The sequence below is a fragment of the Thomasclavelia sp. genome, from assembly GCF_047249845.1.
Taxonomy (GTDB): domain Bacteria; phylum Bacillota_I; class Bacilli_A; order Erysipelotrichales; family Coprobacillaceae; genus Thomasclavelia.
In genome coordinates this window covers 1-21,346 of the sequence record NZ_JBKTWO010000019.1, presented here as the reverse complement: position 1 = coordinate 21,346, position 21,346 = coordinate 1, and the positions used below count along the sequence as shown (strand labels likewise).

The 21,346-nt window shown below is 28.2% G+C and carries 18 protein-coding genes and 1 tRNA gene; 5 read left to right on the top strand and 14 right to left on the bottom strand.

Features of this window, described 5'->3' with window-relative positions:
- The first annotated feature begins 122 nt into the window (after positions 1–122).
- The 3 genes from ACLR9T_RS06755 (at position 123) to ACLR9T_RS06745 (ending at position 4,011) form a co-directional block, all read left to right on the top strand.
- Positions 123–767, top strand: coding sequence for a LytTR family transcriptional regulator DNA-binding domain-containing protein (locus tag ACLR9T_RS06755; RefSeq protein ID WP_413108775.1), 645 nt, complete (start codon positions 123–125; stop codon positions 765–767).
- A 114-nt stretch (positions 768–881) separates the two neighbouring features.
- Complete coding sequence (locus tag ACLR9T_RS06750) at positions 882–1,760, top strand: ATP-binding cassette domain-containing protein (protein ID WP_413108774.1); 879 nt, start codon at positions 882–884, stop codon at positions 1,758–1,760.
- Between the two features lies 1 nt (position 1,761).
- A complete protein-coding gene (locus ACLR9T_RS06745; protein WP_413108773.1) occupies positions 1,762–4,011 on the top strand; it encodes a hypothetical protein in 2,250 nt (749 codons plus the stop codon).
- 15 nt (positions 4,012–4,026) lie between these two features.
- Here the strand turns inward: ACLR9T_RS06745 and ACLR9T_RS06740 are convergent, their stop codons facing one another.
- From ACLR9T_RS06740 to ACLR9T_RS06690, 11 genes are all read right to left on the bottom strand, one after another.
- Positions 4,027–5,874: an ABC transporter ATP-binding protein gene (locus ACLR9T_RS06740; protein ID WP_413108806.1), complete on the bottom strand. Its 1,848-nt coding sequence runs from the start codon at positions 5,872–5,874 to the stop codon at positions 4,027–4,029.
- Between the two features lie 7 nt (positions 5,875–5,881).
- Positions 5,882–7,615 (bottom strand): ABC transporter ATP-binding protein, encoded by a 1,734-nt coding sequence (locus ACLR9T_RS06735; protein WP_413108772.1) that lies wholly within the window; start codon positions 7,613–7,615, stop codon positions 5,882–5,884.
- A gap of 51 nt (positions 7,616–7,666) precedes the next feature.
- Positions 7,667–8,095 (bottom strand): MarR family winged helix-turn-helix transcriptional regulator, encoded by a 429-nt coding sequence (locus tag ACLR9T_RS06730; RefSeq protein ID WP_413108771.1) that lies wholly within the window; start codon positions 8,093–8,095, stop codon positions 7,667–7,669.
- An 85-nt stretch (positions 8,096–8,180) separates the two neighbouring features.
- On the bottom strand, positions 8,181–8,939 hold the full coding sequence (locus ACLR9T_RS06725; RefSeq protein WP_413108770.1) for a nitroreductase family protein: 759 nt from the start codon (positions 8,937–8,939) through the stop codon (positions 8,181–8,183).
- A 63-nt stretch (positions 8,940–9,002) separates the two neighbouring features.
- Complete coding sequence (locus tag ACLR9T_RS06720; RefSeq protein WP_413108769.1) at positions 9,003–10,598, bottom strand: ABC-F family ATP-binding cassette domain-containing protein; 1,596 nt, start codon at positions 10,596–10,598, stop codon at positions 9,003–9,005.
- 132 nt (positions 10,599–10,730) lie between these two features.
- Complete coding sequence (locus ACLR9T_RS06715; protein WP_413108768.1) at positions 10,731–11,342, bottom strand: manganese catalase family protein; 612 nt, start codon at positions 11,340–11,342, stop codon at positions 10,731–10,733.
- On the bottom strand, positions 11,306–11,590 hold the full coding sequence (locus tag ACLR9T_RS06710; protein ID WP_413108767.1) for a spore coat protein CotJB: 285 nt from the start codon (positions 11,588–11,590) through the stop codon (positions 11,306–11,308). The genes ACLR9T_RS06715 and ACLR9T_RS06710 overlap by 37 nt, the downstream gene beginning before the upstream one ends.
- Positions 11,587–11,718, bottom strand: a complete 132-nt coding sequence (locus tag ACLR9T_RS06705) for a spore coat associated protein CotJA (protein WP_413108766.1) — start codon at positions 11,716–11,718, stop codon at positions 11,587–11,589. The genes ACLR9T_RS06710 and ACLR9T_RS06705 overlap by 4 nt, the downstream gene beginning before the upstream one ends.
- 57 nt (positions 11,719–11,775) lie before the next feature.
- Entirely contained in the window at positions 11,776–12,180 is a 405-nt protein-coding gene (locus ACLR9T_RS06700) for a GtrA family protein (protein WP_413108765.1), read from the bottom strand.
- Positions 12,173–13,126: a glycosyltransferase family 2 protein gene (locus ACLR9T_RS06695; RefSeq protein ID WP_413108764.1), complete on the bottom strand. Its 954-nt coding sequence runs from the start codon at positions 13,124–13,126 to the stop codon at positions 12,173–12,175. The genes ACLR9T_RS06700 and ACLR9T_RS06695 overlap by 8 nt, the downstream gene beginning before the upstream one ends.
- Positions 13,114–14,655, bottom strand: a complete 1,542-nt coding sequence (locus ACLR9T_RS06690; RefSeq protein WP_413108763.1) for a hypothetical protein — start codon at positions 14,653–14,655, stop codon at positions 13,114–13,116. The genes ACLR9T_RS06695 and ACLR9T_RS06690 overlap by 13 nt, the downstream gene beginning before the upstream one ends.
- Before the next feature lie 198 nt (positions 14,656–14,853).
- On the opposite strand from ACLR9T_RS06690, the gene ACLR9T_RS06685 reads away from it, so the two are divergent.
- Positions 14,854–14,927, top strand: a tRNA-Trp gene (locus ACLR9T_RS06685).
- A 268-nt stretch (positions 14,928–15,195) separates the two neighbouring features.
- On the opposite strand, the gene ACLR9T_RS06680 is transcribed toward ACLR9T_RS06685, so the two are convergent.
- The 3 genes from ACLR9T_RS06680 to ACLR9T_RS06670 all read right to left on the bottom strand — a co-directional run bounded on the left by ACLR9T_RS06680 (position 15,196) and on the right by ACLR9T_RS06670 (position 17,937).
- Positions 15,196–16,479 (bottom strand): DUF2812 domain-containing protein, encoded by a 1,284-nt coding sequence (locus ACLR9T_RS06680; RefSeq protein ID WP_413108762.1) that lies wholly within the window; start codon positions 16,477–16,479, stop codon positions 15,196–15,198.
- 11 nt (positions 16,480–16,490) lie between these two features.
- A complete protein-coding gene (locus ACLR9T_RS06675; protein ID WP_413108761.1) occupies positions 16,491–16,805 on the bottom strand; it encodes a PadR family transcriptional regulator in 315 nt (104 codons plus the stop codon).
- A 94-nt stretch (positions 16,806–16,899) separates the two neighbouring features.
- On the bottom strand, positions 16,900–17,937 hold the full coding sequence (locus ACLR9T_RS06670; protein WP_413108760.1) for a dihydrodipicolinate reductase: 1,038 nt from the start codon (positions 17,935–17,937) through the stop codon (positions 16,900–16,902).
- Between the two features lie 352 nt (positions 17,938–18,289).
- Between ACLR9T_RS06670 and ACLR9T_RS06665 the strand changes: the two genes are divergently transcribed.
- Positions 18,290–21,346, top strand: a 3,057-nt coding sequence (locus ACLR9T_RS06665) for a LamG-like jellyroll fold domain-containing protein (protein ID WP_413108759.1), incomplete at its 3' end; no start/stop codon positions are given.

Here is a 21,346-nt window from a genome sequence, read left to right as displayed (position 1 = left end):
TATAAATATCCATAATATATTTTTATTACTTTAGTTTACTATCATATAACTCCTATGCTAAAATATAAAAAGAAAAATAAAAAATATAATAATAAAAAGTAGTTTAGGGGAGAGAAATTGCTATGATTACAATTGCGATAATAGACAATGATCAGTATTGTTGTGATAAAATAAAAAATATATTACTTTTAAATTTTGATGAAATAAGAACTTATACATATAATTCAGTCTATCAAATAGATAAAGAGTTTGATTTTTTACTATTAAATATGAATTTGCCTGATTGTAATGGGATTGAATATGCAAAAGCTAATGAAGATAAAAAAATTATTTTTATCTCTAATTATGATGATACGTGCAAAAAAGCTTTTGGTCCTAATATCTATGGATTTATTGATACAGATAATTTAGAAGAAGAGTTAATTGAAAACATTTCAAGAATTAAAATATATAGTACTATTGAATTAAAAATAGACGGACAAATAGTTTCGATAAAAATTGATAAGATTATTTATTGTATGTATTTGGGATCTATGAATGTTGCCATAACATATGATGATAGATATATAATTGTAAAAAATACAACTCTAAAAAAGATCTTAAACCTTTTAGGAGATGATTTTATGTATATTAATCGTAATATAATTATTAATAAAAATAAAGTTTCTACGTTTTCTAAAAATGGACTTTATCTAAAAGGTATTAATACTCGTTTTGATGTTAGCCGGCGCCAAAAAAAATTACTTTTAAAAATTCTTTATGATTAAAAGACTGCCATTCAATCACAAATCTGACCGTTTAATTGAGAAAATAAAAATTTTCTCTTTTTTTATGCTATAGTAAAAACATATGTATACATAAAGATTGCGAGGAAATAAGTTATGAAAATAGAAATACAACAACTATCTAAATCATATGGAAATTTATTAGCCCTAAATAACATTAACTTAACTTTAACTCCAGGTATTTATGCTCTTTTAGGTTCAAATGGAGCAGGAAAATCAACACTTATTAATCTTTTAACTGGTAATTTAAAACCTAGCAGTGGTTGTATTTTATACAACGGTAAAAACATCAGTGAATTAAATAAAGATTATCGTGCTATTTTAGGTTATATGCCTCAACAACAGGGTTTATATGAACAATTCAATGCTTATCGTTTTTTAAATTACATGGCTGCTTTAAAAGGAATGGATAAAAAAACAACTAAAACAGAAATTGATCGTGTATTAAAGATTGTCAATCTACAAGAAGATGCCCATCGTTTATTAGGACAGTATTCTGGCGGTATGAAACAAAGGATCCTCGTCGCACAAGCAATCATGAACCAGCCTGATATTATTATTTTAGATGAACCAACTGCTGGACTTGACCCTAAAGAACGGATTCGAATCAGAAATATTATATCTGAAATAGCAGGTGATAAAATTATTCTTTTTGCCACTCATGTTGTATCTGATATTGAACATATTGCAAAAGAAGTTATTCTTATAAAAAATGGTAATATTTTAGATCACCAGTCCCCTTTAGACTTTTGCAAGTCTATCCAAGGAAAAGTTTTTGAAATATTTATCAAAGAAAAAGAATTAAAAAAAATACAAGATATATATTTAGTAAGTAATATTACTCAACAAGCCGATGGCTTATTAGTTCGTATTTTAGCTAATCAGCCACCTATTGAATATCATTATCAAGAATCAATTCCAAATCTTGAAGATGTTTATTTATATCATTTCAGTGATGGAAAGAAAGGAGGATAATATGCAGATCTTCTTTCAAGAGTTTCATAAAATTTTACGAAACAAATCATGTATATTTACCCTCATTATTGCTCTTTTAATAAACATCGGTTTATTAGCTGCTACAAATCCTGGTGAATATTATAATGCTGCTGATTATCAAAAAGCTTATCATGAAATTAGTACATTAAATGATGATAAAAAAGGCCCGTTTATTGAAGAATATTATCAAGCACTTATATTCAATAATATTGATGAATACAAATATACTCATAGTTTTTCTGGAGAATTAGAACTTTTCAACGACTTAAACAAACAATGGAAAAAAATAACTTCTTACCCTGATTACCTTGCTTCAATAAAGCAAAGCAGTCAAGACTCACAAGTTGCAATCTTTAAAAATCAAAGTGATTTTCAAAAAAGAAATGCAAATAAAACAATTAAAGATTATCAAGCATTAGATAATGTAAAACTTTCATTTACAAATAATATTGCATTTATCAGTGCGATTGATTTTGCTCCTACTGATCTAATTGCTCTAGTTTTTATATTCTTTATCATCAGTTCTCTTCTTATATACGAAAAAGAACACCAGCTCTTCTTTTTATTAAAATCTACTAAAGAAGGAAGAACTGGTTTGATTACTGCTAAAACTTCTGTAATTCTTTTAATGTCGCTTATGACAGTTTTATTATTTTGGGGGAGTAATATCTTTGTTAGTTGTATAAAAAATGGCTCTTTCCCTCTATCTGTTAGTATTCAATCTATTACTAACTTTACAACTTCAACCTTAGCTATTTCAACTGGTCAATATTTACTGTTATTTCTTCTTTCAAAAATAACTATTTATTCGCTTATAGCAATGATCTTTTTATTCATTGCCTTAAAATCCAAGAAGACTATTGAACTATACTTTTTAACAATCCTTCTATTTGGCATATCTTTTGCATTATATTTAATGATACCAGACAATTCGATTTTTAGTCTTTTAAAATACATTAACATTATTCCTTATTTACTAGTAAACCCTATCTATCAATCTTATTTAAATCTCAATATCATTGGTTACCCAATCAATACTATAACCGTCTTTTGGATTATAACTTCTATTATCCTGCCATTTTTTATCTTCTTAAACATCTACGTACTTTCTAAAGATAAAACAACAGATACTCTAACATCCTGGCACCCAAAAAGAAAAAATAGTTTTAGAATAAATGTCAGTATATTTAGTCATGAATGTTATAAATTACTAATTATTCAAAAAGGACTAATTATCCTAATTATATTTAGTATCGCTACAACCTGGTTTACAATGAATGTTAGCCATGATATTTCTGGAGATGAGTATTATTATAAAAATTATATGTCTGTCTTAAATGGACCATATGATGCAAAAAAACAGCAAATTATTGAAAAGGAAACAAAAAGATTTGAAGAACTTCACCAAAAAAGTAATCAAGCATCCATTGATTTACAGTCTGGTAAAATCAGTCAAAATGAAAAAGATGCGATTGATAACTATGTTTCTACCCAATTATTAAGCGAAAGAGCTTTTCAAAGAGTTCTTGAACGAGTAAACTATGTCCTTGACCATCCAGATTATCCAATTATTTATGAAACTGGATATTTAGAATTATTTGGAAAAGGTTTTGATAGCTATAAAACCGATTTTATCTTGATGATGATTTTAGTTTTAACGATTATCATCTTATTTACACCTTTTATCGCCAGTGAATATTCTTCTGGGATGATCAAGCTTATTAATGGACAAAAAAATGGAAGTAAAGAGTTGTTTAAGCAAAAATGGAAATTATGCATTTTGATTGCAACTATATGTACACTTATCACATACATTCCTCAACTCTGTTATATTATACAGCAATATGGTTTATCTAACATAACTGCATCTAACCAGGCTATTATAGAATTAACGAATATTGGTTTACATATACCTTTAATTTATCAAATTATCTTACTCTATTTGATTCGCTTATTTATGATTTATGTAACAATAACTCTTATCTTTATGATTTCACAAATAGTAAAAAACACATATCCAGCTCTTTTTATCCTTTGTGCCATTACAGCTTTTCCTTTAGCGATTGGAATCATAAATATCTCATTTATCAATAAAATGTCCTTAAATAGCTTCTATTCAGGTAACCTTATTATTAATGAATTTTCAGTTATACATATAATTATCTTTGCTATCTTAATTGCTTTATTTATTATTTTATCAAAAGCAAAAAATCGAAACCTATTAAAATAAGGTTTCGATTTTAATTTAATCTAATTCTAAACCACCAGTATACAACTGATAGTAAGTTCCTCTTTCTTTAATTAATTTATCATGATCACCACGTTCAATAATTCTACCTTGATCAAGAACCATGATTGCATCAGAATTTTTAATCGTTGATAAACGATGAGCAATAACAAATACCGTTCTACCTTCCATCAATTTATCCATACCACTTTGAACAATACTTTCTGTTCTAGTATCAATACTTGATGTTGCCTCATCTAAAATCAATACTGGAGGATTAGCAACTGCAGCTCGAGCAATGGCTAATAACTGACATTGTCCCTGTGATAAACTTGAGCCATCACCACTAAGCATTGTTTGATAACCATGTTCTAAATGCATAATAAATTCATGGGCATTTGCCAGCTTAGCTGCTGCAATACATTCTTCATCAGTAGCATCAAGTTTACCATAACGTATATTATCCATAATCGTTCCTGTAAACAAATGTGTATCTTGTAAAACAATTCCTAAAGACTTTCTTAAATCAGCTTTTTTAATTAGTTTAATATCAATGCCATCATATGTGATCGAACCTTTTTGGATATCATAGAAACGATTGATTAAATTAGTAATTGTTGTTTTACCAGCCCCTGTAGCTCCTACAAAAGCTAACTTTTCACCAGGTTTAGCAAATAGATTCATATCATATAAAATTGTCTTATTATCGTTATAGCCAAATGTCACATCATGAAAACGGACATCACCAGCTAAACGAACATATTCAACTGAACCATCTGGTCGTTTATGTTCCCAAGCCCAGATACCAGTACGATGTTTTACTGGCATTAAAGAACCATCAGCATTTTCTTTAGCATTAACAAGCGTAACATGACCCTCATCAATTTCCACTTCTTCATCCATCAAAGCAAAGATTCGACTAGCCCCCGCTAATGCCATTAAAACCATATTCACTTGTTGAGAAATTTGACCAATTGGTTGATTAAATGATCGATTTAATTGTAAAAATGATGCCAATGTTCCTACTGTTAAATCAGCATAACCATTAATCGCAAGTACCCCACCAATAATAGCAACTAGTACATAACTAACATAACTTAAATTTCCTATTAACGGCATTAAAATATTAGCATATTTATTGGCGGCATAAGCACTTTGAAATAACTGTTCATTTACTTTGTCAAAATCCATTTTTGCTTCTTGTTCATGGGTAAATACTTTAACAACCTTTTGTCCTTCCATCATTTCTTCAATAAAGCCATTAACTTTACCAAGATTAGTTTGTTGATCAAAGAAATATTTACCACTTTTATTAGTAACATGTTTAGATACCCCAAACATTACAAAAACCATAACTACACTAATAACTGTAAGAGGAAGACTAATAACCAGCATTGAAATAAAAACACTGATAATCGTCATTGCCGATACAATAACCTGAGGAACACTTTGAGAAATCATCTGTCTTAATGTATCTGCATCATTTGTATAGATAGACATTATATCCCCATGGTTATGAGTATCAAAATATTGAATTGGCAATTGTTCCATATGTTCAAACATTGTATCTCTTATTTCTTTTAAAGAACCTTGAGATACTTTAATTAGTATTTTATTGAATGAGTAAGTAGCAATTACTCCAATTCCATAAATAGCAATCATCTTTAAAATCGCATTTAGTAGAGGATTAAAATTTGGATTTGACATACTTAGATATGGGGTAATATAATCATCTATTAAACTCTTTATAAAGATAGAACCTGCAACATTGGCAATCGTACTAATAATAATTAAAACCAATACCAAAATACAAGCATTTCGATGTCTAGAAATAACAAAACCAAGTAATCTTTTTAATGTTTTCATTTGATTTTTATTCACTTAGACTTCCTCCCTTCTTTTGGGTTTGATAGATATCTTGATAAATCTCACACGTTTCTAATAATTCCTGATTAGTTCCCATAGCACTGATTTTACCATCATCTAGCACAATAATTAAATCAGCATCTTCAACCGAACTTATTCTTTGCGCAATAATAATTTTTGTCGTTCCAGGAATTTCTTCTTTAAAAGCTTTACGAATCAAAGCATCTGTTTTTGTATCAACTGCACTAGTAGAATCATCTAATATTAATATCTTTGGCTTTTTCAATAACGCTCGAGCAATACACAACCTTTGTTTCTGTCCACCAGATACATTACTTCCACCCTGCTCTATATAGGTATCATATTTATCTGGAAAACGTTGAATAAATTCATCAGCTTGCGCTAATTTACATACATGTTCAATTTCCTGATCCGTAGCATCTTTTTTACCCCAACGTAAATTTTCTTTAATCGTTCCTGAAAATAATACATTTTTTTGTAATACCATAGCTACTTCATTTCTTAACGTATCTATATCATAATTGCGTACATCTTTACCACCAACAAGTACTTCTCCTTTGGTAGCATCATATAATCTAGGAATTAATTGAACAAAGGTTGATTTAGCACTTCCCGTACCACCAATTACTCCAATTGTTTGTCCCGATTTGATATGAACATTAATATCTCTCAAATTAACTTCATCTTGATCATCAAAATATGAAAAGTAGACATGATTAAAGTCAATTGAACCATCTTCAATTTTATAATCAGGCTTACTAGGATTATGCAATGTTGATTTTTCATTAATAACTTCACTAATTCTTTGAGCTGATGCAATTGACATAACAATCATAACAAAGACCATTGATAACATCATCAAACTCATTAAAATCATCATTACATAAGTAAACATACTAGTTAATTCACCAGTGGTTAGAGTTCCTCCAACAATCATATGAGCTCCAAACCAGGAAATCATAATAATACAACCATAAACTGTAAATTGCATTAAAGGCTGATTAAAAACTAAATAATTCTCCGCTTTAAGAAATAATTTATAGATTAAACCTGAAGTTTTTTTAAATTTTTGATCCTCAAATTCTTCACGTACATATGCTTTAACAACCCGAATTCCATTAATATTTTCTTGAACTGATGCATTTAAATCATCGTAGGTTCTAAAAATACGTTTAAATAAGGGATGAGCTCTTGTCATAATAAAAGTTAGAAAAATTCCTAAAAATATAATTGCAACTACAAATACCAATGCAAGTTGAGCATTAATTGTAAAAGCCATTACCATTGCACTAATCAACATTAATGGAGCTCTAATACACATCCTAATTACCATTTGAAAAGCATTTTGTACATTAGTAACATCAGTCATTAAACGAGTTACTAAACCAGCTGTTGAATATTTATCAATATTAGCAAAAGAAAATTCCTGAATATTGTAATACATTGCTTTTCTTAAGTTTTTCGCAAATCCAGTCGATGCTTTAGCCGCATATTTACCTGCTAATGCCCCAGCTATTAATGACACAAAAGAAGCAATCAACATTATTGCACCTATTTTCATTACTGCATCTAGATCATTAACATTAATTCCTTTATCAATGATCATTGACATTAAAAAAGGAATTGCAACTTCTAAAATAACCTCTAAAATAACTAATATTGGGGTTAAAATAGCAGCACCTTTATATTCTTTTACTTGTGTTAAAAGTGTTTTTAACATTTACCTACCTCCTAAATATATAGCTCGCTATGAATCGATTTAAAATAAATATTAAGAATTACTTCTTAATATTTTAACCAAATATTGGCTTAGTCTATCTATTTCTTCTAAAGACAATGAGCTTACTAATTCATATTCTGATTCTTCAAAAGTTTTACGAATTTCCTTATCTAACTCGATTGCTTTTTTTGTAACTTCGATATATTTAATTCTTGCATCGTGTTTACATGGAACACGTTTAATTAAATTCTTTGCCTCTAATCGATTTAAAATTCCAGTTACTGTAGGATTTGAAATATCTAAAATTCTTTCTAGATCTTTTTGATTCAATTTTTCATTTTTTTCTCGAGCTTTAAATAAATTAACTAGCGTGAATGTTTGGGCTCCAGTTAAACCAAAACGCTCAAACTTTTTATTCAAACGCTGTTCTTGAAGATTATGAACCTGTTTAATTAAAAATCCAATTTTCTTATTAGGCATATTATCTCCTCCTCAAATAGATAGCATGCTATATATTATAATCAGATCATTTAAATTGTCAATACTTATCCAAAGAAAAAGAATCCTAAGATTCTTCATTCTCTTTTCCCCACTGCTCGATCCACAATTTAGATGAACGGGTCATTTCCTCAATAAAAGGATTTGTCCACTTACGATTATAAATATCATCTACAAAAACTCGTCCACTACTACGATTAGCAAGTTTAGCACGTTCATCAAACATCTCTACTAATTTTTCATTATCAAACTTATTATATTGATCAACACTAACAACATATTTAGAATCAAAACGTGCTGGTTTTTTCCGATTAAGCTGCTGCTCAGTTGGATACCCCATCACCAACATTCCTACTGGTGCAGTATACTGTGGTAAATTTAACAATTCACGATGAATCTCATACTGTTCAATAATATCACCGATATAACAACTTCCAATTCCCATACTTTCAGCTGCTACAACGGCATTTTGAGCAGCAATCAATGTATCACTAAAAGCTAATAAAAAATCTCCGTACGATGGTGAACGTATTTCATCTTCACTATGATAATATTTAAAAGCATCATACCATTTTTGGTAATCTGCCACAAAAATAAGAACCAATGGTGCTTTCGCAATAAAAGGCTGATTATCACAAGTTTTTGCTAATTTCTCTTTAATTACTTGATCTTGTACATCAATAATCGAATACAAAGTCATATTTCCTGCTGTTGGAGCTTGAATGGCAGCATCTAAAATCAACTGTTTTTTATCTGCTTCAATTGGTTTATCCTGATATACTCGAACTGATTTACGCTCAAATAATTCCTTAATCGTATTATTCATAACTATCCTCCTAAATAATTCATTATCTACATTATACACAAAAGAAAAGTAGATACCTAGTACCTACTTGTTATTTTCTTTATATTCTAAATATTCATCATATGTTGATAAACGATCTACAATACCATTTTCATTAAATTCAATAATTCTATTTGCAATTGTTTGAACAAATTGATGATCATGACTAGTAAATAAAATATTTTCTTTAAAATTAATTAAACCTTGGTTTAAAGCTTGGATAGATTCAAGATCAAGATGGTTAGTTGGTTCATCTAAAACCAAAACATTGGCTTCAGCCATCATCATTTTAGCTAACATACAACGAACTTTTTCTCCTCCAGATAATACTGAAGCTTTTTTTAATGCTTCTTCACCAGAGAATAACATTCTCCCCAGCCATCCTCGTAGATCCTGTTCATATTCATCTTTTACTGAAAATTGACGTAACCAGTCTACTAATGTTAAATCACAATTATTAAAAAATTCTGAATTATCTTTAGGGAAATATGATTGTGATGTTGTAACCCCCCATTGGAAAGTTCCTTCATCAGGTTCTAATTCTCCCATAATAATCTTAAAGAACGTTTCTGTTGCTTTAACGTCACCAACAAAAGCTACCTTTTCTTTAGGGTTAATTGAAAAACTAACATTATTTAATAATTTAACACCATCAACTGTTTTTGATAACCCTTCTACTTTTAAAACAATATTACCAACTTCTCGCCCTGGTTTAAAAGCAATAAACGGATAACGACGAAGTGATGGTTTTATATCAACCATTTCTAAATTATCTAATAATTTCTTTCTTGATGTTGCTTGTTTTGCTTTTGAAGCATTAGCTGAAAAGCGGGCAATAAATTCTTCTAATTCTTTCTTTTTTGCTTCAGCTTTTTTATTTTGATCTTTGGCCTGTTGTAATTGTAATTGACTATATTCATACCAGAAATCATAGTTTCCAACATATAACTGAATTCTTGAATAATCAATATCAGCAATATGAGTGCAAACCTTATTTAAGAAATATCTATCATGACTTACTACAATAACAGTATTTTTAAAATTCATTAAGAAATTTTCTAACCAGCGAATACTATCTAGATCAAGATGGTTAGTTGGTTCGTCTAATAATAAAACATCAGGATTACCAAATAAAGCTTGAGCAAGTAATACTTTTACTTTTTGATTACCATCTAATTCTTTCATCTTTAAATTATGTAGATCTTCGCCAATTCCTAATCCATTTAACATGATTTCTGCATCAACTTCAGCATTCCAGCCATCCATTTCTGCAAATTCACCTTCAAGTTCAGCTAATTTTATTCCATCTTCATCATTAAAATCAGGTTTCGCATATAATTTTTCCTTTTCCTGCATAATTTCATAAAGACGTTTGTTACCCATGATAACAGTTTCTACTACTCCATTTTCATCATAGGCAAAATGATCTTGCTTTAATACCGATAAACGCTTATGTGGTTCTAAAATAACTTCTCCTTTATTTGGTTCAATCTCACCAGCTAAGATTTTTAAAAAAGTACTTTTTCCAGCCCCATTAGCACCAATAATTCCATAACAATTACCATCAGTGAATTTAACACTTACATTTTCAAATAAAGCACGATCACCATATTGTAAAGATACATTCTGTGTTGATATCATTAATTTAACTCCTTTTTACTAAAGTCATATTATTATGTCACAAAGTTGCGATTAAATCAATATAATTAATCTTTCTTATTACATAATTGTTATTTATTTTAATAGGCCTACAAATTTGTAGGCCTAGCTATCTCATTTTTTACATTTACCATTTTTAAATGCAGGATTAAAAGCATAATAATTTTCACAATTTAAATTCTTTTTAACAATCTCTAATGCTTCTGCAAATCTTTGGTAATGAACAATTTCGCGTTCTCTTAAAAAACGAATTGGTTTTTTAATTTCTTCGTCATCAACAAGTGCTAAAATGTTGTCATACGTTGTTCGAGCTTTTTGTTCTGCTGCCATATCCTCAGTTAAGTCAGTAATTGGATCTCCTTTAGATTGGAAATAGGCAGCTGTAAAAGGTACATTGCTAGCACCTTGAGGATAGATACCTAATGTATGATCAACAAAGTATTTATCATATCCTTGTGCTTTTATTTCATCAATTGTTAAATCTGTAGTTAATTGATATAAAATAGCACTAATAATCTCAACATGTGCAAGTTCTTCAGTTCCTATATCAGTTAATAAAGCCTGTATTTCAGGATAAGGCATTGTATAACGTTGTGATAAATATCTAAGTGCAGCAGCTAACTCGCCATCAGGACCACCCAATTGATCAATTATAACTGCAGCAGCTTTAGCATTTGGCTTAGTAATATTTACTGGATATTGCAAGCGTTTTTCATACAACCACATTTTCTGTCACCTTCCCATGGCCAAGGAGCATCTAAATAACCGTTTTGATAAGCATCGATTTCTCGATTAACTAAAACTTTTCCTTGTCTTTGATATTCTTTTTTAGCGTTTTTCAAACGTGTAGTTGCTTCATTAAAATATTTCATTGCTTCTTCATCACAAGGATGAGTATCTAAAAATAGTGAAGCATCTTGAACAGCAAAATCTAACATCATAATTTGCATTAACAAATCATTGTTATTCATCATCGTATTTCACCCCATGGCAAATCCAATTCTTCAAAAATTGTTCCTCTATGAAAACCTTTCATGATCGGATATATTTTATCAAATCTTTGGCATTTAATTGATGAAATAGCTAATTCTAATCTATTCATTTAATTCCCCCTTCTAATCTACCATATGAATAAAATTAGAATTAGTATAGGTTAATATCATTCCTTAAAAATAATTAATTTACTGAAAATATAATTCATTATAACAACTATTACATTAGAACCTATTTTAATCATTAAATCATTTAATCCCAGCCAAGTACAAAATACCATCATAATGATCACATCAATCACTCCTGTTGTTATACGACAGCTAACAAAACGTGTAAATTCAATCAAAATATCTCTTATACCATTATGATGTGAAGAAAAGACCCAGATCTTATTTGTCACATAAGCAAAAAGTACTGATAATATCCAAGCAATAACAGTACTAAAAAAAACAGATAAATCAAATATATGTCCACATATATAATAAACTACTATATTTACTAACGTAGTCCCAGCTCCAAAAAATAGATATAAAATAATCTGCCGATATTTTTGATAATATTCTTTAAACATCTTTTTCACCTAACCAGCTTGCAACATGATATCGAGGTCGCCTTTTAGTCTCTAAATATACCTTTCCAATATATTCACCTATCAAACCAATTCCAAATAATTGAACCCCACTTAAAAACCAGATTGAAATCATTATTGAAGCCCATCCTGCTACGCTATGACCATTTATATATGACACTAAAGTATAAATAATTGCTACTATGGAAAAAAACATAATTATGATCCCTAATATTAAAATCATTGTTATTGGTTTTATACTAAAAGAAGTAATTCCATCAAATGCAAACGAAAGCATCTTTTTTAAAGGATATTTTGATTCACCGGCTTCTCTTTCTTTACGAGAATAATAAACACGATCACTATTTAGTCCTAATAATGTAACCATCCCTCTTAAAAATAAATTTCTTTCAGGATATTCTTTTAAAAACTGTAAAGCGCGTTTATCCATCAAACGAAAATCAGCATGATTATAAATTGATTTAACACCTAAAAAATGCATCAACTTATAAAATGTCTGGGCAGTAATACGTTTAAAAACAGTATCACTACTACGATCATCCCTAACCCCATAAACAATATTACATCCCTGATAATATTTATCAATCATTCGTTCAATAACATTGATATCATCTTGAAGATCTGCATCAATTGATATTGCCATATCACATTTATCACTAACATGATGCATTCCCGCTAATAAAGCATTTTGATGGCCAACATTACCTGCTAAATTTAACCCTTGTAAATGTTGATATACTTTATAATTATTTTCAATAATATTCCATGTATCATCACTACTACCATCATTTACATATATTACATAGCTATTATCACTTATTTTTCCTTTTCCAATCAACGATAATAGTAACTGATCGATTTGCTTTATTGTCGTTAAAAGAACCTCTTGTTCATTATAACATGGCACAATAACTGCTAATGTATCCATAAATAACCCTTCTTTCTTATTCTATCAATAATTTTTTCATAAAATATCATTCCATCTAAAACCAAAATATTAAATATCGGTAAAAAATTCACAAGATATTTAGGCTTAGACTCCCAAATCAACAAAAACACCATTAATCCAAATAACAGGATTCTTAAAAAACTAAGAAAATCTAACTTACTTTTCCTAAAACCATTGACCATCGACAATAACAACATTGATAAAATAAATATATTATAACTATTAGCAACATAAATAGTTCCATTTATATATTTACCTTCTTTTGACAAAAGATTATAGCCTAAAGAATTAGAATTCCTTGGTTTACGTGATAATATTGATACTGAATAATATGTACCATCTCCATAAGTATAATTAATTTTATTCCCCAAATGTTTTATCAAACCACTAAAACCATAATTATTTAATCTTTCTATAATTACATCTTTGGCAGCCTCTGTTTTAGCTTCTTTACCAATAATTGATTTAGAGAAATTAAAATCTTTACGATTAAATCCCCCTGTCTTATTTAATCCCATCATCACCCAATGAACATAAGGTAATGCTTCAGATTCATAATCAAGCTTATTAAAAAGACCCGTTTTATCTATTATTTTATTGTACGCCATCATCGATACAATAAAGGAAGTTATAACAATTGCAATTATAATTAACTTTTTTAATCCTTTATTAGTAAACAAATAATGTATAATTATAGCTATAGCTAATATCAAGATTGTTGCTTTTAACTCAAAACCAATCAATGTACAAATTCCAATTAAAACAGCTTCGATATACTTTTCTTTAATATTATTAGTTTGAAACATTTTTATATATAATAAAACAATTAACGAACCCCAAATCATTGGGTAAGTATCTGTATAAAAAATGGGCACATAAGTATATATCGGAAGACAAAACATAGTTAGAATCATAAACATAATAACCATATTACGATTAAATAATCTTTTTACACTATAATAATTAACAACCAATGAAAGATCAATTACAAAAATATTAATAATGCAGCTTGCAGTTGTAAAATTAGTTATATTAAACCAACCTAAAAATTTATATACTCCTGTCAATATCAATAACATTAAATTATTATTTGTATAAGTACTAAAATAAGCTATATTAGTTATTTGACTCTCTTTAGTTGCTAATGCAATTGCTTCACGATGAAGTACTCCAAAATCCCAACTAGGTTTAACACTGATTGCATAGATACTATATAATTGAAGTGCAATAATTACAACAGTAATTGTGATAAGAATATTTTGATATAATCTTTTATTTTCTAAATCAAGCTGTTTGATTTTTTTAAATATCACATACATTAAAATAAATATTATTATCATCATTATTGGAACAATGATCATATTATACTGACTATCAAGATTATATGAACTAAAATATACTCCTCCAATAAAAAAATAGATTGTAACTGTAGCAATTACACACATTAATAGAAATATTCCTAAACTATGACCTAATTTATTTATTACTATAGATAATTTATTATTCATAACTACATCCTCTCATTATAAATCAATACTTTGCTTATTATAAACCATGTGTTTTGTGCATTCAATAAGATAATTCTTATGATTTTCTTAAGATTTATCTAAGATATATAATTTGACAAATATTTATTTTTTAAAACATTTAACTTTTTTATTTACAAGTTATAAAACTTATGTTATTATATTAAGGCAGTTGGAAATAGAGGTATAGTTCAATGGTAGAATACCGGTCTCCAAAACCGTTGATGTGGGTTCGACTCCTACTACCTCTGCCATTAGTTAGTTAAGATAGCTTTTGCTATTTTTTTATTATAAAAAATACTAGCCATTTCATGATAATATGAAATGGCTTTTTATATAATTTATTTCTTAAATATTTAGTTTTTAATTAATCTTAAAAAATTCTTAGATTATTTTTCTCATACATAAAAGATAATAAAAACATGTGTACCGATTATTGTATTTACTACTCTATTTTCAAATCACCGCTATAACTATTATCAATTTTTACTATCAAAGTATTCACATCTTTCCAATTAATCATTAATTAAAATAATCTTGTAATACATTATTAATATCAACGCCATCAATAAGTTTGGAAATTAATATTTTATTATCCTTGATAGCATAATATTCATCATTGAAATTATAGCATTCATCAACATATTTATTTTCTAATCTAATAAATTTCTTGATTGCCTGATTATAAGACAAATATTTTTTATCTTCTAACCATGAATCTTCAACAGATCCACCATCTATAATCGTTGGCATTCGTGATTCTCGTTCCCCCTGACAAATCAACTCTTTAAATGTTTCTCTTGCAAAATATTCATTAAAACATGTATATATACTTTCATAAAATATTGTATCTTCATCATCACTTCCATAAATCGAAAATCTGCTGATCAATAACGTCTTTGACTGTTCATTAGTAATCTGCGGAGCTACTTGGAATTTACTGTAAATAAGATCATCTTTGCTATTAAAATCAAGCCTATCAACGATAAACATTGCTGCCAAAAACAAAGCAACTGCAAAAATACGTTTAACCATCCGTCTATCAAAATCATTTTCACGATAAACTATTTTATTAATAAAATAGGCAAAAGGAATATAAATTAATGCACATACACCTAAACTAATCAGCATCATCGGATTATAAAAAGCAATGTTTATAGAATAAATAATTACTATAAATAAGATTACTAAACTAACTATATTTTCAAACCAATATAAATATCTTATTAATCTATCATGTGATTTTTTATCTGCTATCTTTAAATTAAGATTATATCGGCATAATAATTGAATTACACCATCCAAACAAAACATAAACAGTAACAGATCAAAAAAATAACGATTAAATACTAAACTACTATTTAAAACATAACTCCCAACAGTATCCCTTACAAGTATTTTATAAAATCCCCCAGGATCTTTATCCATGATAAAGAATATTAGTGATATTATAAAGATTGCAACAATATTAGTTAACTTATAATTATTTTTTAAAGCCATCAATTTTGTAACTTTATCTGTATGTAGATCTGGAGCCTCAATATTTTCGTTATAAAAAATAGAAATATCCCGAAAATTATCAACAAACTTATAACCATCTGCTGCTAATATCTTTAAATATTCATCTTCTAAAGGAAGATAATCAAATTGATATTTTAATTGTTTAGGAATTTGTTTTTTAAATTTAAACCATGTCAAGCCAACCTTTTCTAATTTCCAGCCTTTTACTGCCATTTTTTCCAAATAAGCAATACAGTTATCTTCATGCATTAATAAATCATTAATAATTCTGTATCTTACCTTCATAATAACATCCCCTAACTTTGATTATTTAATATTTTTATTTGCAGCTCCATTCTTCTTTTTTCCTCTTGCAGTTTTTCTTTACCGAATGTTGTAATCTGATATATTTTTTTTCGATCAATTTCATCAACAAGTTCAATATAACCATCACTTAAAAAACGTGATAATAAAGTATACAGTGTCCCTGCCCCTACTTTAATTTCATCATTAGTAATTGTCGCAATCTCATTCATAATTTCATAACCATGCCTTGGCTGATATAAAACAACTAATATATAAAACATTTGGGGTGTTAAAGTTTCAAATTCTTTTCTGGCCAAATCTATCACCTCTATATTGATATTCGATATATCATCTATTTATATTATACATTTAACTATATCGATTATCAATATAAAAAAAGAATCCCGAAGGATTCAATAACTATTCATCGCAATACAAATGCATCGGATAAGATAAATATTCTAACTCAGCAAGTTTTTCAACCGTCATATAACCTGATGGTGCAAGCAAAATAGAAGGAATACGATTAACGATCGTAGCACAAGTATGTTCAACTGTAGCTGGTTTTTCTACATAAAAAGTCACATTAGGTTCACCGATAATCTTCCAGTCACACATATCTCCATCATCTGGTCCATATACTTTACCAATACACTGAGTTTCAATTATAGGTCCTTGAAATGTTTCTGTAGTAACAATAGCTGACATTCCAATACAGTTACCTTTAGGAATTGTTTCTCCAAGAGTTTGCGAATAGAGATCTTTATCATAATAATATGGTACACATTTTTGTGTTTGCGACTTAATCGTCCACCCCATTTTATTACATAATGCCTCATTAGAATTCCATACATAAGCAGGCTCTAATGTTTCAGGATGAGCTAATTCTTTTTCAAACTGCTCTGGAGTAAATCCAGCTCCATGTGCTTTAGCAAGTGCTAAACCATAATCTTCGACATTGTAAGAAACAGCGCCTTCAATTTTATCAATATGATGAACACCACTAGCAACTGCTCCAATCATGTTGACCCAATAAATATCCTGCATCCCCGATCCAACGATCGTACATCCATTTTCCTTAGCTAATTCATCTAATTTATTAGTAATTTTAGAAGCTGTAGTCCAAGGATAAATCGCTTCTTCACAGGTTGTGACAACATTAATGCCACGTCGTACACATTTTTCAAAATATGGATAACAATCATTCATAAAGCTAAATAAAGTTACAATTGCAATATCCGGATCGCATTCATCCAATACTTTATCAGCATCATCACTAATCGTTACTCCCAAATTAAATCCTAATTCTGCAAATTCTCCAATATCTTTACCCACAACATCTGGATTTACATCAATTGCTCCAACAATGTCTGCACCTTTTTCGTATAGATAACGAATAATATATTTAGCCATTTTTCCACATCCATACTGTACTACTCTAACTTTTTCTTTGTTCACTTTAATTACCTCCATATATTAATTATGAACATTTTTATAATAGATGTTCAATTATTTATAAAAAATTTAATTATTATATTTTATTGTTTGATTTGATATAAAAAATTTGTATTTCTCCATTATAAAATATCAGTTACTGTAAAATTTAAAAGGTAACACTATATTAAAAACGTTACATTTTTTACACATATAAAGATAAATGAAAATACAAAGTATAAAATCTGTATGTTACAATTAGTATACCAACATAAAAAAGGAGGTCTTAAACTATGATTAAATACATTAAAGATAAGTGATAACTATATTATATCTGTTTTAACTAATTAAATTTATAAATAATGGAGGTGAAAAAATGAAAATAAATTATAAAATAAAAATAATTAGTCTTATCATTTTATTAATTAGTAGTATCTTGGGTACTAATACAATATATGGATTAACAAAAACTCAAGATCCAGAACCAATTTTATACTATAACTTTGATAATGAAAATGCTATCGATAAGACAGGTACATATAACGGACAATTAGTCAACAATCCTAAATTTACTGCTAGTAAAGCAGGATTTGGTAAAGCATTAAAAATCTCAGATAACAGCTATATTAAATTACCTGAAAATTTCAAATTAGGTAAAAGTGATTTCTCTATATCATTTTTAATAAAATCATTAGAATCTAAAAATGATACTGTACTTTTTGCAAACAAAGACGGAAGTTCAGGAATAGATGATGGATTTTCAATTATGAATTACAATGGTGTTTTCGGTAATGCAGGTTATAAGGGCAAAAGATTTGATACCTCATCATATTCACGAGATGAAACAGTTTTAGACGGTAATTGGCGACATGTTGTAATTAGTGCCAAAAGAAATCAAACATTAGCAATTTATGTTGATGGAAAATTATCTAGTGAAAATACTGAATTCAGTATTTTAAATAATATCTCACTTGATACTAACCAAAACTATGTCTTAGGAGCTGGTTCTACTGGAGAATACCTGCACTCTGCTCTATATGATGAATTTAAAGTTTTTAATCAAGCACTATCATCAAAAGAAATTCAAAATATTTATTTAGGACTTGCTGGGGATATTCAACTTGAACTTACTCAAATTTTAGACGGTCTAATTTCTGGCAATATCAAAATCCCTTTAAAAGCAAACCAAGAAATGAGATCAAAAGAAGTTACTTCATTTATAAAAAAACAACTTAAAGATACTACTGGAATCGAACTAGAAATCAAGTATATAGATAACAATATATATTCAATAAAATTAAGCAAAGCAAATAAAAGTATAAGCAAAGAAATGAAATTTAATTTTAGTGAAAAAGATGTTCTTACAATTGCAACATATAATATTTATGGTTGGGGATACCCTAACTTAGAAACAATAAACGAACAGCTAGAAAGTATCAATGTCGATTTAGCAGGTTTACAGGAAGCAAATTGGCAGCCAAATGGCAATGGACAAATTGACCATCTTACTAAAATAGGAAGTTTTCCTTATAATGCTTTTAAAGCTGGTTATGGTGATGATGTAGTATGGGGAGGAAGTGCTATAATATCTAAATATCCATTACATAATATTGATGGTAAAAATTATCAAATAAATGACTCTACAAATCGTTCCTATGTTAAATCAACTATTCAAATTGGTGATAAAGAAGTTGCAGTATATAACACCCATATTGTCTGGCTTGAAGACAGTGAACTATATGCTGAGTATAAAAAAGCTCAAATAAATGAATTAATTGAAACAGTAAACAATGATAAAACACCATATAAAATTATAACAGGTGATTTTAATACCGATCAATCTAAAGAAGAATTAGATCAGCTATTATTAAACTTCAATGGCGCTAATGGTTGGAATAATACCTGGTATAATACAGCAGATATGGATTCAACAATGAAGATAGGCATTACTGATCACATTTTTACAACTACAAATATTACTTTTGATAATATTGGAGTTTTAGAAGGAAATCCATCTGATCATGATATTTTATATGCAGATCTAATATTAAATGATGATCATGATGTTATACCAACACAATTGTTAGATAACACATTATTAGAAGCACATTCTTATTTAAATAACAAAGACAATTATGAAATAGATAGTATAGAAAATTTAGAAAATATAGTTAAAACAATTGAAAATGAAATAATCACTAAAGATAATCTTTATTCAAATGTATTAGATCTACGTCAATATATAACAAACTTAGAAGAAAAGATAGCCCCAATTAAAAAACCAGTTCTCTATTATAATTTTGATAATAATGATGCTATAGACAAAAATAATAGCTATAATGGAAAATTAGTTAACGATCCTAGCTTTGAAACAGGGTTCATGGGTAATTCTTTAATTACTGGTCATGGCTATATTGAAATTCCTGAACATTTTAAACTAGGATTAAATGATTTTACTATTTCCTATTGGTTTAAATCAAACGAAGATAAACAAGATACAGTCTTTTTTGCAAATAAATCAGGTGATTCTGGAAATGATAAAGGGTTATTTATATGTAATTATGATGGGTTATATGTAAATGTAGGTGATGGAGAGGCTAGATATGACAGTTCATCACACAACCGTGATAAAACTGCTATGAATGGTTCATGGCATTATATTACTGTTGTAGCTAACAGAGATCAAGAACTCAGTCTATATGTGGATGGTAAGTTATCTTCAAGTAATAAAGATTTTGATAAAATAAAAGAAATGAATATGGACACAAATAACCCATATGTAATAGGTTCTGGTAATACTGGTAAATATTTACAGAAATCAAATATTGATGAATTTAAAGTATATAACTATGCTCTTGAACCAAATCAAGTATTAAAAACTTACAAAAATTATACAAATGATAGTATTGAAAAAGAAGAATTATTTAATGCCCTTATTGAAATAAAAAACATAATTAATAGTAATAAATTTAATCATCTTGATCCTACTTTACAATTATTAATTAAAACAAATTATAATGAAGCAAATAATATTTATATAAATCAAACATCAACAATTAACGATTATTTAAATGCACAAAATAAATTAAATAATACTATAAGATATATTCTAAAAAATTTAATTAATGAGTGCTCAAAAATCAATTCAGAAGATTACATAAATTCAACTGTTGAAGAATTAGATCACGCATTAATTATAGCTAAAAATATTTATAACGCTGAAAAAGCAAAAATTGAACAGATTACTCAAGCTTATAATAATCTATTAGAAGCTAAAGATAATCTAGTTAGAATACAATTAAATAAGCAGGCTCTATCAATTGCAATTGATATGGCCAAAGCTGTAACTCAAGAACAGCTAGATAAGATTGTTCCAGCAGTAGCTGATGAATTCAAAGCAGCATTAGAAAATGCTCAAACTGTTTATGATGAT

Coding starts and splice junctions, on each gene's coding strand:
- ACLR9T_RS06755 (WP_413108775.1), top strand. CDS start 123: ATGATTACAATTGCGATAATAGACAATGATCAGTATTGTTGTGATAAA.
- ACLR9T_RS06750 (WP_413108774.1), top strand. CDS start 882: ATGAAAATAGAAATACAACAACTATCTAAATCATATGGAAATTTATTA.
- ACLR9T_RS06745 (WP_413108773.1), top strand. CDS start 1,762: ATGCAGATCTTCTTTCAAGAGTTTCATAAAATTTTACGAAACAAATCA.
- ACLR9T_RS06740 (WP_413108806.1), bottom strand. CDS start 5,874: ATGAAAACATTAAAAAGATTACTTGGTTTTGTTATTTCTAGACATCGA.
- ACLR9T_RS06735 (WP_413108772.1), bottom strand. CDS start 7,615: ATGTTAAAAACACTTTTAACACAAGTAAAAGAATATAAAGGTGCTGCT.
- ACLR9T_RS06730 (WP_413108771.1), bottom strand. CDS start 8,095: ATGCCTAATAAGAAAATTGGATTTTTAATTAAACAGGTTCATAATCTT.
- ACLR9T_RS06725 (WP_413108770.1), bottom strand. CDS start 8,939: ATGAATAATACGATTAAGGAATTATTTGAGCGTAAATCAGTTCGAGTA.
- ACLR9T_RS06720 (WP_413108769.1), bottom strand. CDS start 10,598: ATGATATCAACACAGAATGTATCTTTACAATATGGTGATCGTGCTTTA.
- ACLR9T_RS06715 (WP_413108768.1), bottom strand. CDS start 11,342: ATGTGGTTGTATGAAAAACGCTTGCAATATCCAGTAAATATTACTAAG.
- ACLR9T_RS06710 (WP_413108767.1), bottom strand. CDS start 11,590: ATGATGAATAACAATGATTTGTTAATGCAAATTATGATGTTAGATTTT.
- ACLR9T_RS06705 (WP_413108766.1), bottom strand. CDS start 11,718: ATGAATAGATTAGAATTAGCTATTTCATCAATTAAATGCCAAAGATTT.
- ACLR9T_RS06700 (WP_413108765.1), bottom strand. CDS start 12,180: ATGTTTAAAGAATATTATCAAAAATATCGGCAGATTATTTTATATCTA.
- ACLR9T_RS06695 (WP_413108764.1), bottom strand. CDS start 13,126: ATGGATACATTAGCAGTTATTGTGCCATGTTATAATGAACAAGAGGTT.
- ACLR9T_RS06690 (WP_413108763.1), bottom strand. CDS start 14,655: ATGAATAATAAATTATCTATAGTAATAAATAAATTAGGTCATAGTTTA.
- ACLR9T_RS06680 (WP_413108762.1), bottom strand. CDS start 16,479: ATGAAGGTAAGATACAGAATTATTAATGATTTATTAATGCATGAAGAT.